Raw genomic sequence first — 12,384 nt, forward strand, 5'->3', positions numbered from 1 at the left:
GGGGATTCCCGTAGAATAACAGGTCTGAAGGATCAACCGGGCTCGAACGCGTGCGCAAACGGACTGTCTGGAGCTCTGGCGGGGCCGCCCCGCTCCCGGCGTATTCGCGGATCGCGCGCCTCGCCCGGCCGCTCGCATCGATGCGCTGCGCGCTGGCTCTGCTGGGCCTCATCGCGCTCGTCACCGCGCTCGCCTCGCTGATCCCCCAAAACGCGAGCGCGGACGTCACGCTCACGCTGTTCGGCCCGCTCTGGTCGGCCCTCTTCGCGGATCTTGGCCTCACCTCGATTCACCAGAGTGCGGGCTTTCTCGCCCTGATCGCTCTGCTTCTCGCCCAACTCGCGCTGAGCCTGCTGAGCCGCGGCCGAAAGCTGTCCCGCCCCACGGGCGGGCGGGCACTCGGCCATCTGCTGACCCACGGCGGTCTGCTGCTGATCTGCGCGGGCCTGCTGCTCGACGCGACGCCTTATGCCTTTCACGGCAGGCTGGTGCTGCGCGAAGGCGAAACGGGCGAGCGGATCCGGCTCGACTCGGCAGATGCGGCGGCACACCCTCTGCCCTTCACGATCCGCGCCAAACGCATCGAGCCCGGCAGAGCGAGCGAACTCGAACTGGGCGAGGGGCGGACAGCGAAGAAGCGGATCCTCCGGGTCGCGCTCGACGCGCCCATCGAGTACTCGGGCGTGAGCCTGACCCAGGCCGGCTTTGTCGATGTGAGCCGGCTCGCGCTGCGCGCCCGGGGACTGGACGGCGGCAAGGACGAGTGGCTCACGCTCGAAGCCGGCGAAGAGGCCCGCCTCGCGGCAAGAGCCGAGCGGATCGAACTGAGCGGCATCGCGCCGATCTCGCTCGATTCTGGCCGTACCGAGCGGAGCTTCTTCGCGAAGCTCACGGCGAGCCTGGGCAGCGGCACCAGCAAGCACAAACCACCTCTGACTCTACCGGCCTTCCAGTACCGGCTGCGCGATGCGAGCGGTGAAGCGCGCGATTATTCAAACTCGGCCCAGGCGCTGAGCATCGATGGCCAGGCTTATCTGATCTCGGGCGAGCGAAGCTCGGCGACCGAGCCCTTTCACTATCTGAAGATTCCGCTCGACGACAGAGGGAGCGTCGAGACCTGGTTCGCTTTGCGGCGCATCCTGCTCGCCCCGCAGCGGCAAAGCGAACTCGCCCGCCGCTCGGCTGGCACGACGGCCGAGCCGGCCGAGCGCCACGCGCGCGAAGCGAGCGCACAAAAGACGCTGATTCTCTTCCAGCGCCAGGGCTTCGCTTCGCTCGACGCCTTCATCGAGCAGAGAATCCCGGCGGCCGAGCGCGACCAGGCCGCAAGCCTGTTCCTGAAGCTGCTCGAAGCGCTCGCCTGGCAAGCGCTCGACCTCGCGCAGGGCGGGAGCTTCCCGCGCACGGCGCAGCACGCGCGCTTCGTGCGCGATTCTCTCGCCGCGATCAGCGACGGCTTTCTCTACCGGGCGCCGGTGCTGCTCGAAGAGCGGGACCGGCAACGCCTGAGCGCGAGCGTGCTGATCGCCAGCCGCTCGCCGGGCAAGCCCTGGGTCGGCCTGGGCGGCCTGATGCTCGCGAGCGGAGTGCTGCTGATGTTCTTCAATCGCCCTCGCAGGCCCCCGGGGTCCGCATGAATCCAGCGCAGTTGCATGGAGCTCTCGACGCAGTCTGCGGCCTCGCCGTCTGCGCCGTCCTCGTCGATCTGATCCGCCGCAGCAGAAGTCTCGGCGCTTTCCTCGCGATCGCCGCGATCGCCTCGCTCGCCGCGATCGCGCTGTATCAGGGTCGGATTGAGCGGGCCGAGCAGATCTTCCTGCTCAAGTATTTCCTCGCGAGCCAGACTTCGCTGCTGTGGATGGGCCTGCTCTATGGGCTTGCGATGCCCGCGGCCTGGCTCGGCCTGCGCTCACCGGACGCGGCGCGGGCGGCACGCGCACTCGCCTGGGTCGCGACGGGCGCCGGACTCAACAGTCTGGTCGTGCGCGCCTATGAAGCTTCGCTGATCCTGCCGGGGAACGCCCAGCTTCCGCTCGCCAGTCAGTCCGAAGTGCTGGCGCTCTTGTGCATCCTGAGCGCGCTATCCGCCCTCCTCGTCGCGCGCCGGGCAGCAGGGGAGGCATTGCTCGCGCTGTCGCTGAGCGCGGTCTCCGGCGTCGCCTTCTGGCTGATCGGTGCCGCGCTGTCGGGCGAAGCCGCGATCGAGCCGCTGGCCCCGGCCCTGCACTCCCCGTGGCTGAAGCTTCACGTCCCCACCTGCCTGATCGGCTATGGCGCGTTCACGCTCGCCGCGATGACCGGGCTCGCCGCGCTGCTCGCACGGCGCGGACTTCTTGCACGCGCAGCGGCGGCCGAACTCGACGCACTGTGTCAGCGCGCGATCGCGACCGGCTTCGCCTTCTTCACGCTATCGATCGTCTTCGGCGCGCTGTGGGCGAATGAAGCCTGGGGAAGCTACTGGCAGTGGGATCCCAAGGAGAGCTGGGCCCTGATCGTCTGGCTCAACTACGCGGCCTGGCTGCACCAGAGCCTCGGGCGCCGGGCAAACCACACCCTGCTTGCCGGCTGGGCAGTGCTGGGCCTCGCCGTGACCGCTTTCGCGTTCGTCGGCGTGAACCTGCTGCTGCCCGGCCTGCACTCCTACGCGTGAGATGCGCTCAGGCGCCCTTGAGCAGCGCCGCCAGCTCACCCGACTGGTACATCTCCTTCATGATGTCGCAACCGCCGATGAACTCGCCGTTGATGTAGAGCTGAGGGATCGTCGGCCAGTTCGCGTAGTCCTTGATGCCCTGGCGGATTTCGGGGTCGGCCAGCGCATTGATCGCGACGTAGTTCTCGACGTGCAGCACCTTCAGAATCTGGACGGCGGTCGCCGAGAATCCGCACTGCGGCGCCTCGGGCGTGCCCTTCATGTAGAGCACGACCGGGTTGCCGGTGACGGTCTGATGGATCGTTTCCTGAACGCTCATATCTTCCTCTATACCCGAGCAAAAAAGTCAAGTAAGTCTAGAGAAAGCCTCAGGCCCAGTCAATTCTCAAGACGCCCGAGGCTGGCCCGCTCGATCCCGGCCAGATCGCGGACCGATTCGACCGCCGAAAAACCGGCCTCGGCGAGCAGCGCGCGGACCGGCTCGGCCTGATCGTAGCCATGTTCGAATAGCAGCCAGCCGCCGCGGGCGAGATGAGCGGGCGCTCCGGCGATGATGGTCCGGATGTCGGCCAAGCCGTCCGGCCCCGAGGACAGCGCCGAGCCCGGCTCGAAGCGCAGATCGCCTTCACCGAGGTGATGGTCGCCTGCGCGGATATAGGGGGGATTGGAGACGATCACGTCGAAGGTCCGATCGCCGAGCGGCGCGAGCCAGCAGCCCGAATACCAGTCGATGCGCGCGGCGAGCGCCTCGGCGTTGGCGCGGGCGCGCGCAAGCGCGGCGGCCGAATACTCGACCGCGGCGACACTGGCCCCCGGCGCTTCGAGCGCCAGCGTGATCGCGATCGCACCGCTGCCGGTGCCCAGATCGAGCAGGCGAGGCGCCGCGAATTCCGCGGCCTTCGCGAGCGCAAGCTCGACCAGAAGCTCGGTCTCGGGCCGCGGGATCAGCACTTCGGGGCCGACGCCGAACATCCGCCCGTAGAACTCGCGCGCGCCGAGCAGATAGGCGACGGGCTCGCCGGCCGCGCGACGCGCGACCCAGTCCGTAAAGCGCCGGGCCGCCTCGGGCGCGAGCGCACGTTCGGGAAAGGCCTGAACCGCCGCGGCGCTCGCTCCCGCCGCTTCGCGCAGCAGCACGCGCGCTTCGCGCAGGCCGATCAGCGGCTGAGCGGCGGCGATCGCCTCTCCATAAGTCGTGGGCAGCGTCATGCTTCGTCGGTCAGCGCGGCGAGCAGTTCAGCCTGATGCTCGGCGAGCAGCGCATCGACGAGCTCGCCGATGTCGCCGTCCATCGCCGCATCGAGCTTGTACAGCGTCAGGTTGATCCGGTGATCGGTGATCCGCCCCTGGGGGAAGTTGTAGGTGCGGATCCGCTCGGAGCGGTCACCCGAACCGATCAGGCTCTTGCGCGTCGCGGCGGTCTTGGCCTGCTGCTCGCGCATCTGTCCATCCTTGATCCGCGCCGCCAGCACCGACATTGCCTGAGCCTTGTTGCGGTGCTGGGAGCGGTCGTCCTGGCACTCGACGACGATGCCGGTCGGGATATGGGTGATGCGGACAGCCGAGTCGGTCTTGTTGATGTGCTGGCCGCCCGCGCCCGAAGCGCGGAAAGTGTCGATTCTCAGGTCGGCCGGATTGATGACCAACTCGGCCTGCTCGTCCGCTTCGGGCATCACCGCGACCGTGCAGGCCGAAGTGTGGATCCGCCCCTGGGTCTCGGTGACCGGGACGCGCTGGACCCGGTGACCGCCCGATTCGAACTTGAGCTTCGAATAGGCGCCCTGGCCGACGATCCGAACGATCGCCTCCTTGTAGCCCCCCAGATCCGACTCGCTCGCCGAAACCAGCTCGACCCGCCAGCCCTGGCGTTCGGCGAAGCGCGTATAGAGGCGCAGCAGATCGCCGGCGAACAGCGCCGCCTCGTCGCCGCCGGTGCCGGCGCGGATTTCGAGGAACAGGTTGCGCTCGTCGTTGGGATCGCGGGGCAGCAAAGCCTTCTGCAGCGCGACATCCAGCTCGGCCTGGCGCGACCGGGCATCCTCGATCTCAGCCTGAGCCAGCTCCTTCATCTCGGGGTCGGAGAGCATCTCGCCGGCCCCGGCCTCATCGGCCAGCGCGACGAGCCAGCCCTGGTAGAGCGCGACAACGGGGCCGATCTCGGCGTGCTCGCGGTTGAGCCTGCGATAGCGATCCATGTCCTGGACCACGTCTTCGGAAGCGAGGAGCTGATCGAGTTCGGCCAGTCGGGCACGGAGCTGATCGAGTTTTTCCCGGATGCTGGGTTTCATAGGGTCACGCGTGAATGAGCGGGGCGTTCAACGCCAGCCCCGATCGATGTTGAAAAGTTTGCGCACGAGCTCGGAAGCGGAGCGGATCTGTCCCGTATCGGCCTCGTTCAGGTAGCGCAGCGGCGCGTGAAGGAGCTTGTTGGTGAGCCCGCGCGAGAGCGCTTCGAGCACGAGCTCGGGCGCCTCTCCGTTCCTGAGCTTCTGCTGGGCGCGCTCCATTTCGGCCTGACGCAGCGTTTCGGCCTGATCGCGCAGCGCGCGGATCGCCGGAACCGCGCTCCGCGCTTCGACCCAGTGCAGGAACTCATCGACCCGCCCGGCGATGATCGCATCGGCGTCCCCCCTCGCCTTCTGGCGCGCCTCGACTCCGGCGTCGACGACCTGACCGATCTCGTCGACGGTATAGAGATAGACATCGTCGAGCGTGGAGACCTCGCTCGCGATGTCACGGGGCACGCCCAGATCGACCATCACGACGGGCCGGTAGCGGCGCGCCTTGAGCGCCCGCTCGACCATGGCCAGGCCGATGACGGGCTCGGGGCTGGCCGTCGAAGTCACGACGATGTCGTAAGTACCCAGGGCGTCGGGCAGGCGTTCCAGGGCCAGCGCATCGCCACCATAGTTCTGCGCGAGCGCCTGGGCGCGCTCCAGGCTGCGATTGCTGACCGTCAGCCGCGCCGGAGCGCAGGCGGCGAAATGCGCGGCCGCCCGTTCTATCATCTGGCCGGCGCCGACGAACAGCACGTTCTGCTCGCGCACCGTCGCGAAGATCCGCTCGGAGAGCTCGACCGCGGCGGCGGCCATCGAGACCGTGTGCGCGCCGACGGAGGTTCGGGTCCGGACTTCCTTGGCCACCGAGAAGGTCTTCTGGAACAGCTTATGCAACTGAGCGCCGAGGGTTCCGGCCTCTTCGGCCTGACGCACGGCCTGTTTCATCTGGCCGAGAATCTGCGTTTCGCCGAGCACCATCGAATCGAGGCCGGACGCGACCCGGAACACATGGCGGACCGCATCGGCGCCGGACAGCGAAAACATCTGCGCCGAAATCTCGGGCAGATCGATTCCGTGCCATTCGGCCAGCCAGTCGGCCAGCGCTTCAGGCACCTCGGTTGCACCGTAGAGCTCGGTCCGGTTGCAGGTGGAGAGGATCACCACTTCGCTGACCTGCCGCGTCTGTACCAGCGAGTCCAGCGCCTCGATCATCCGCTCGGGCGGGAAGGCCACCCGCTCGCGCAGTGCGACCGGCGCAAGGTGGTGATTGATTCCGAGCGCGAACAGGGTCATGAATGAGGCGAAGGGAGAGATCGACGGGGGGCGAGCACCGCCGTTCTGGCGCTCGCGAGACCGGAAATTGTAGCATCCCGTCCGCCGCACCCGACCGCCAACGATCACCCGGCAAGCGCGGAGCGGATCCGCGAAGCCCACCCCGCCTCGATCAGGCTCCGGGAACATGGGCTATCCTTCCTGTTGTGTCTCTGGCGCAGCCCCGGCCGCCCTCGCTCCGGATCAGAATTCCAACATACAATCCGGATATTGATGCTTCATTGACCCGGGGTTCTGTAACCCTGATCGAGACAAGGGAACCGGTCATGCTTGCACGCTCCCTCAGAGAGATTCATCACCAGCTTTCAGACCGAATGGCCTTGTTTCCCGCTCTGCTGGGCCGAAACGCTCAGCAGCAGAGGGATCTGCAGTCCCTGCGCGACTGGGTAGAGGATCTGCCCGTCGAACATTTGCAGCACTGCTGCGCAAGCGTCTTTGCCCGCCTGCCCAGCCTGGCCGGGAGCTCGCTGCCCAGCGACCAGCGCTTCGATCTCCTTGAACGCCTCACCGAACAGCTCGTCCCGGTTCTGGCTTCGCTGGAAACCGAGAGCTTCTCTGACACAGCGTCTCCGAGCTGCGGCCAGATGGCCGAGCGCTTGCTGATCCGCCTCTGCGAGGCCTATCTGGCGCTGCTCTACTCCCTGCGGCCCGGCCTGCGCAGCGCAGCGCCCGACCGGAACACCCGCATCGCCGCTCTGCGCTGCGGCCAATACGCTTATCGCCGCGCCCTGCTCGCCAGCCGCCTGCACCATGTACTGGACAGCGGATACTGGACTCTGACGACGCAGCTCTACCTCGTCGCCCGCGAAGCGCGCATGCACGACACGATTCTCGACGAACAGACTTCGGACTCCGTCACGCGGTTTCTGACGCGGATTCTGCTGCTGGCTCTGGCCGACCCGCAGACCCTGACCGCCGAAGAGATCGAGGAGGCCCGTTTCTATATCGAGCGCTATGGACAGCTGACCCGCATCACCCCCCCTTCGGAATGGACAGGGGATGACGAAGGCTGGTTTCTCGTCTGGCCGACCGAAGGAGCCCTGTGCCCGATGCTGGGCAGCCAGCAGGTTCAACCGGAAGTGCTCGACCGACTGCTGCTCGATACCCACCCGCTTCTCGCCCGCCTCGACATCCAGCGCGAAGAACTCGCTGCCGGCCATTCGCCGACCCGTCTGGGCCTGCCGCGCAACGCCCGCAACGAGGACTATCAGTTCCTTCTCGACAAGCTGCGCCAGAAGTGGAGCCGTCACGCCCAGCGCCAGACCCGGCGCTACCCATTGCGCCCCCATGCGACGATCTTCATCGGTTTCGACGCGGTGCGCAAAGCAGTGAACCTCTCCATGCACGCAGGCATGGAGGGCTGCGAGATTCCCGGCGAGGAATGGGAGATCGCCGACCACAGCGCGACCGGTTTCCGGATCGAACAGGTCGCCATCGAACCGACCCGCATCGGCATCGGCGAGCTGATCGGTCTCGCGGCGCGCGAGGGATCCGGGCTGAGCCTGACCGTCGCCCGCCGCGCACGCCGCCGCTACAGCCACGACCAGGAGCTGGGGCTTGAGCTGCTCGGCGGCAGTGGCCTCGCCACAGGCTTCACTCCTCCGCCCGATGAAGCCAATACCAGCCCCGCACCGATTCCGCTGATCTTCCTGCCCAAGGTTCCTCGTCTGGGCAACGCCCCGGGGCTTCTCGCACCGCTGGACGAAGTCGCCCCAGGCCTTGAGCTAAGCCTTCCCCTGCACGGGCAGCACCTTCGTTTCGAAGCGATGGAGCAGGTCGAACGCTTCGCCCACTGCGAACTGATCCGCCTGAACGAGCAGAGCACAAGCATGGAGTTTTCCGCCCGGCCCTGAGCCCCGGAGCCTGACTCGGGGTTAAGATTCACTATCCGCTGCCCATACCGTTTTACTCATGACCGCAACACACCGTCCGGAAGATCACGCTGCACACTGTTGCGCTCACGACGACCACGATCACCGCGGCCACGACCACACGCATGCGCACGCCGCCGGTCATCACCACCATCACGGCGGGGACGAGAAAACGCTGCGCCTCGCGCTCCTGATCACTCTGGCCTTCGCCGCGGTCGAAGCGCTGGGGGGCTGGGCCACGGGTTCGCTGGCCCTGCTCGGCGACGCCGGGCACATGCTCTCGGACAGCCTGGCCCTGGGCATCGCCGCTTTCGCGGCGCGCCTCGCCCGCCGCCCGCCCAACGCCACGCACAGCTACGGTCTGGGACGCGTGGAAGCGCTTGCCGCGCTGTTCAATGCGGCGCTGATGCTGATCATCGTCGCCGGGATCTCGTGGGAAGCGATAGAGCGGATCTCTCGCCCGGTCCACGTCACCGCCGGTCCCGCCGCAGTGATCGCCGCGCTGGGGCTGATCCTGAACCTCGGCGTCGCCTGGCTGCTCGCGCATGGATCCTCGTCGCTGAACCTGCGCGCCGCGCTGCTCCATGTGCTCGGCGATCTGCTCGGTTCGCTGGCCGCGCTGGGCGCGCTGCTGGCCGTCTACTTCACCGGCTGGATGCTCGCCGACCCGCTTCTGTCGCTGCTGATCGGTGGCCTAATCCTCGCCAGCACGGTCGGCATCCTGCGCGAAACGCTGCACCAGCTGCTCGACGGAGTGCCGCGCGAGCTCTCCCTGCCTGAGATCGGCGCCCGACTGGCCGCGCAGAAGGGCGTGCTCTCGGTTCATGACCTGCACGTCTGGACGATCGCGTCGGGCCGCATCGCGGTCTCTGCCCACCTGCTGCTCGCCGCCCCCGAGGGCTGGGCCTCCGTGCTCTTCTCGGCGCAGCAGACCCTGAAGCGCGAATTCAACATCGAGCACACGACGCTCCAGCCCGAACTTCCGGGCGAAGAGCGCATTCCGCTGTCCCGCGTCACTCACAGCACAACGCATTCCCAGACCGGAGCCCCGCAGAAATGCACCTCGCCCAGGAACTCGTAGCCTACATCGATCGCCTCGCAACGCTGCCCGACGTCTATCTGAAGATTCGCGCCGCGCTCGACGATCCGGATGTGTCGATTCCGGAAGTTGCCGATGTCATCACGACCGACCCGTCGTTGACCGCGGCCCTGCTCAGGCTCGCCAACTCAGCCTTTTACGGCTATGCGCGCAAGGTCGAGAGCATCAACCGGGCGGTGAGCCTGATCGGCCTCGAACAGGTTCACGACCTCGTGCTCGCCACTTCGGTCACCGCGCTGTTCGCCGGAATCCGCCCGCAGCGGATGGATATGGCCCGCTTCTGGCGTGACAGCCTGCGCCGCGGTCTGCTCGCGCGCGAAGTCGCGCGGCTGGTGCGCGGCATGAGTCCCGAGCGCCTGTTCGTGGCCGGCCTGCTGGCCGACGCCGGCCACCTGGTCATGTATGTCGCCGTCCCCGACCTGATGGCGATGGTTCTCGACACGCCACTTCAGGATAACGACACCCTCCCCGACGTCGAGCGTCGGATCATCGGCTGCGACTTCGCCGAGGTCGGCGCGGCGCTGGCCGCCCGCTGGCAGCTTCCGGTCAGCTTCGGTGTGCTGATCGGCGCCCAGCTCCAGCCCCCTTCGGCGGGCGAGTATGCCGCCTCGGCGGCGCTGCTGAACCTCGTCAGCGCAGCCGCTGCGAAAGCCGGGGGCGGACCGGAACACGAATACCCGGTCCACCCCGAATCCCTGAGCCTGGCGGGCATCGATGCCGAGACGATAGAGGCCGCGCTGGAGCCGGTCGAAGCCCAGCTGGACATGATGATGAGCGTGTTCGGAACCGGTCAGTAAGACTCTGGACTGAGCAGCATTTGACGGCGCACATATCCTGCGAGGATGGCCGGACTAGACTTTTCCTGACGGATCCCCGGAAGCGATCCGGGAAGACCCGCAGGAGAAGGAGACAAAAATGCCGCATCTGATGCTGGAATACACTGACAATCTCAACGACGCCTTCAACCCGCGGCTGACGCTGTTCCGGCTGCACAAGTGCCTGACGGCAACCCATCTGTGCGGCCAGGACGAGCTCAAGAGCCGGGCGATCAAGCTCAAGGACTATCTGGTCGGCGACGGCTCCCGCGAACAGGGTTTCGTGCACCTGCGTTTCGCCCAGCGCTCGACTCACGACACCGAGCTCAAGCAGAAGGTCGTCGAGGAGCTGCACAAGCAGTTGTGCGCCTGCATAGGCACGCCATCGATTCCGATCCAGATCACGACCGAGTCGGTCGACCTCGAGCCGGAGCGCCTGTGCTATCAGAGAACCGTGCGCACTCCCGGCGACTGAGTTCCTCCGGAGCCGCCGCCCTGCCCGGGTAAGCCGGACAGGGCGCAGCGCAAGGACAAGGAAACTTCCTGGCTTCGCGAAGGTCGATGCAAAGTTGCGTCTCCTGCCCCTGCCCATGAACCGTCTCGTTTTTCTCGCGCTGCTGGCGCTGCTGCCCGCCTGTACCGATGAGGTCCGCCCCGAGCCGGGCACGGGACCTGCACTCCAGCCGGTCGCAGCGCTCGACCTGCCCCGCTATATGGGGCGCTGGTACGAGATCGCGAAGTTCCCCAACCGCTTCCAGAAGCAGTGCGCAGCCGACACCCGCGCGGAGTACCAGCTGGCCCCGGATGGCCAGGTCACGGTCACCAACAGCTGCCGCAATCAGCAGGGAAAAATCGAGCAGGCTCAGGGCGTCGCCCGCCAGCAGGGTCCGGACACCTCGCCACGGCTGCAGGTGCGCTTCGCACCCGCCTGGCTGTCCCTGATCCCCGCGGTCTGGGGCAACTACTGGGTCATCGACATCGACCCGGACTACCAGCTGGTCGCGGTCAGCGAACCCTCCCGCAACTACCTGTGGATCCTCTCCCGCACTCCGGAGGTCTCCGAGACCGCCCTCGCCGCCTTGACCGCGCGACTCCGCCACCAGGGCCTGGCGGTCGAGAAGCTGGTCAGAACCCGTCAGGCCTCGCCCCCGGACAAACCCTAAACCCACCTTTCAGCCGCAAAACAACCCATTCACAAGGAAAACGCTCGATGTCTGAACTGATCAACACGCTGCAATGGCGCTACGCGACGAAGAAAATGGATCCGGCGAAAGCCGTTCCCGAGCAGACCGTGGCCCGCATCCTCGAAGCGATCCGCCTCACCGCGACTTCGAGCGGACTGCAGCCCTTCGATGTGATCGTCGTGACCAATCCCGAACTGCGCGAGCAGATCAAGCCGCACGCCTGGAACCAGCCCCAGATCACCGAATGCTCGCACCTGCTCGTCTTCGCCGCCTGGGACAACTACACCGCTGAGCGCATCAACATGATGTTCGACCTCGTCAACGACGAGCGCGGCTTCAAGAACGAAGGCTGGGAGAACTACCGCCAGATGCTGCTGGACAGCTATACGAAGCGCGACGCCGAGACCAACTTCCAGCACGCCGCCCGCCAGGCCTATATCGGTCTGGGCACCGCGCTGATCGCCGCCGCGGAAGAGAAGGTGGACTGCACGCCGATGGAGGGTTTCGATCCGGCCAAGGTCGACGAGATCCTGAAGCTGCGCGAGCGCGGCCTGCGTTCGGTGCTGCTGCTCCCGCTGGGCTACCGCGCGGCCGAAGGCGACTGGCTCGTAGATCTGAAGAAGGTGCGCCGCACCCGCGATGAGTTTGTGATCGAGATGAAGTAAGTACGCAGCCCTGCCGGGGACGGCCTCACGCGCCCTTCCCTGGCGGCGCAGCTCACTGCCCGGCCGCGGCCTCAACCCAGCGCACAATCTCAGCCGCGGGCCGCGCGCCGCTGACCCGCGCGATCTCGCGCCCGCCCTTGACCAGAGCCAGGGTCGGAATGCTGCACACGTCGAAGCGCGCGGCGATGCGCGGGCAGGCCTCGGTGTCGAGCTTCGCGAATACAAACTGGCCTGCCAGCTGCGCGGCGGCTTCGGCGAACTGCGGCGCCATGATCCGGCAGGGGCCGCACCAGGCGGCCCAGAAGTCGATCACGACAGGCAGATCACTCTTCGCGGTCAGCGCTTCGAAATTCGCTTCATTGAGTTCGACCGGCTCATCGGTGATCAACAGCTGCTTGCATCCGCCACAATGAGGCCCGTCGACGAGACGATCCTCGGGGACTCGATTGAGCTGAGCGCAGTGGGGACAGGCGATTTGCATGACTTTCC

At 66.8% G+C, this 12,384-nt stretch carries 13 protein-coding genes; 8 read left to right on the forward strand and 5 right to left on the reverse strand.

Translation table 11 applies throughout. From position 1 onward, the window contains the following. The first annotated feature begins 50 nt into the window (after positions 1–50). Together ACHFB9_RS12730 and ccsA are read left to right on the forward strand one after the other, a co-directional pair. The gene (locus tag ACHFB9_RS12730; RefSeq protein WP_417067597.1) at positions 51–1,637 is read left to right on the forward strand and encodes a cytochrome c biogenesis protein ResB; all 1,587 of its coding nucleotides are present in this window, start codon (positions 51–53) and stop codon (positions 1,635–1,637) included. Beyond that, positions 1,634–2,650 (forward strand): cytochrome c biogenesis protein CcsA, encoded by a 1,017-nt coding sequence (gene ccsA, locus ACHFB9_RS12735; RefSeq protein ID WP_417067599.1) that lies wholly within the window; start codon positions 1,634–1,636, stop codon positions 2,648–2,650. The genes ACHFB9_RS12730 and ccsA overlap by 4 nt, the downstream gene beginning before the upstream one ends. A 7-nt stretch (positions 2,651–2,657) precedes the next feature. Here ccsA and grxD read toward each other — a convergent pair whose 3' ends face one another. The 4 genes from grxD to hemA are packed head-to-tail and all read right to left on the reverse strand — an operon-like array spanning position 2,658 to position 6,222. Next, positions 2,658–2,969 (reverse strand): Grx4 family monothiol glutaredoxin, encoded by a 312-nt coding sequence (grxD, locus tag ACHFB9_RS12740; protein WP_417067600.1) that lies wholly within the window; start codon positions 2,967–2,969, stop codon positions 2,658–2,660. 59 nt (positions 2,970–3,028) lie between these two features. Further along, positions 3,029–3,859, reverse strand: coding sequence for a peptide chain release factor N(5)-glutamine methyltransferase (gene prmC / locus ACHFB9_RS12745; protein WP_417067601.1), 831 nt, complete (start codon positions 3,857–3,859; stop codon positions 3,029–3,031). Continuing rightward, positions 3,856–4,938, reverse strand: coding sequence for a peptide chain release factor 1 (gene prfA, locus ACHFB9_RS12750; RefSeq protein WP_417067603.1), 1,083 nt, complete (start codon positions 4,936–4,938; stop codon positions 3,856–3,858). Before prfA ends, prmC begins: the two co-directional genes overlap by 4 nt. Before the next feature lie 27 nt (positions 4,939–4,965). Then, positions 4,966–6,222, reverse strand: a complete 1,257-nt coding sequence (hemA, locus tag ACHFB9_RS12755) for a glutamyl-tRNA reductase (RefSeq protein WP_417067604.1) — start codon at positions 6,220–6,222, stop codon at positions 4,966–4,968. Positions 6,223–6,575: 353 nt separating this feature from the next. Between hemA and ACHFB9_RS12760 the strand changes: the two genes are divergently transcribed. The 6 genes from ACHFB9_RS12760 (at position 6,576) to ACHFB9_RS12785 (ending at position 11,895) form a co-directional block, all read left to right on the forward strand. Further along, a complete protein-coding gene (locus tag ACHFB9_RS12760; RefSeq protein ID WP_417067606.1) occupies positions 6,576–8,114 on the forward strand; it encodes a hypothetical protein in 1,539 nt (512 codons plus the stop codon). Positions 8,115–8,172: 58 nt separating this feature from the next. Further along, on the forward strand, positions 8,173–9,213 hold the full coding sequence (locus tag ACHFB9_RS12765) for a cation diffusion facilitator family transporter (protein ID WP_417067608.1): 1,041 nt from the start codon (positions 8,173–8,175) through the stop codon (positions 9,211–9,213). After that, entirely contained in the window at positions 9,189–10,028 is an 840-nt protein-coding gene (locus tag ACHFB9_RS12770; RefSeq protein ID WP_417067610.1) for an HDOD domain-containing protein, read from the forward strand. The genes ACHFB9_RS12765 and ACHFB9_RS12770 overlap by 25 nt, the downstream gene beginning before the upstream one ends. A gap of 118 nt (positions 10,029–10,146) precedes the next feature. Continuing rightward, positions 10,147–10,521, forward strand: coding sequence for a 5-carboxymethyl-2-hydroxymuconate Delta-isomerase (locus tag ACHFB9_RS12775; protein WP_417067612.1), 375 nt, complete (start codon positions 10,147–10,149; stop codon positions 10,519–10,521). A gap of 115 nt (positions 10,522–10,636) precedes the next feature. Further along, positions 10,637–11,209 (forward strand): lipocalin family protein, encoded by a 573-nt coding sequence (locus ACHFB9_RS12780; RefSeq protein ID WP_417067614.1) that lies wholly within the window; start codon positions 10,637–10,639, stop codon positions 11,207–11,209. A 47-nt stretch (positions 11,210–11,256) separates the two neighbouring features. Next, positions 11,257–11,895 (forward strand): NAD(P)H-dependent oxidoreductase, encoded by a 639-nt coding sequence (locus ACHFB9_RS12785; RefSeq protein WP_417067616.1) that lies wholly within the window; start codon positions 11,257–11,259, stop codon positions 11,893–11,895. 52 nt (positions 11,896–11,947) lie between these two features. On the opposite strand, the gene trxC is transcribed toward ACHFB9_RS12785, so the two are convergent. Next, the gene (gene trxC, locus ACHFB9_RS12790) at positions 11,948–12,376 is read right to left on the reverse strand and encodes a thioredoxin TrxC (protein ID WP_417067618.1); all 429 of its coding nucleotides are present in this window, start codon (positions 12,374–12,376) and stop codon (positions 11,948–11,950) included. Positions 12,377–12,384 lie beyond the last annotated feature (8 nt).

Origin of the sequence: Niveibacterium terrae, from assembly GCF_048213115.1 — a bacterium.
Classification (GTDB): Bacteria; Pseudomonadota; Gammaproteobacteria; order Burkholderiales; family Rhodocyclaceae; genus Niveibacterium; species Niveibacterium terrae.

Coding starts and splice junctions, on each gene's coding strand:
- ccsA (WP_417067599.1), top strand. CDS start 1,634: ATGAATCCAGCGCAGTTGCATGGAGCTCTCGACGCAGTCTGCGGCCTC.
- grxD (WP_417067600.1), bottom strand. CDS start 2,969: ATGAGCGTTCAGGAAACGATCCATCAGACCGTCACCGGCAACCCGGTC.
- prmC (WP_417067601.1), bottom strand. CDS start 3,859: ATGACGCTGCCCACGACTTATGGAGAGGCGATCGCCGCCGCTCAGCCG.
- prfA (WP_417067603.1), bottom strand. CDS start 4,938: ATGAAACCCAGCATCCGGGAAAAACTCGATCAGCTCCGTGCCCGACTG.
- hemA (WP_417067604.1), bottom strand. CDS start 6,222: ATGACCCTGTTCGCGCTCGGAATCAATCACCACCTTGCGCCGGTCGCA.
- ACHFB9_RS12760 (WP_417067606.1), top strand. CDS start 6,576: ATGGCCTTGTTTCCCGCTCTGCTGGGCCGAAACGCTCAGCAGCAGAGG.
- ACHFB9_RS12765 (WP_417067608.1), top strand. CDS start 8,173: ATGACCGCAACACACCGTCCGGAAGATCACGCTGCACACTGTTGCGCT.
- ACHFB9_RS12770 (WP_417067610.1), top strand. CDS start 9,189: ATGCACCTCGCCCAGGAACTCGTAGCCTACATCGATCGCCTCGCAACG.
- ACHFB9_RS12775 (WP_417067612.1), top strand. CDS start 10,147: ATGCCGCATCTGATGCTGGAATACACTGACAATCTCAACGACGCCTTC.
- ACHFB9_RS12780 (WP_417067614.1), top strand. CDS start 10,637: ATGAACCGTCTCGTTTTTCTCGCGCTGCTGGCGCTGCTGCCCGCCTGT.
- ACHFB9_RS12785 (WP_417067616.1), top strand. CDS start 11,257: ATGTCTGAACTGATCAACACGCTGCAATGGCGCTACGCGACGAAGAAA.
- trxC (WP_417067618.1), bottom strand. CDS start 12,376: ATGCAAATCGCCTGTCCCCACTGCGCTCAGCTCAATCGAGTCCCCGAG.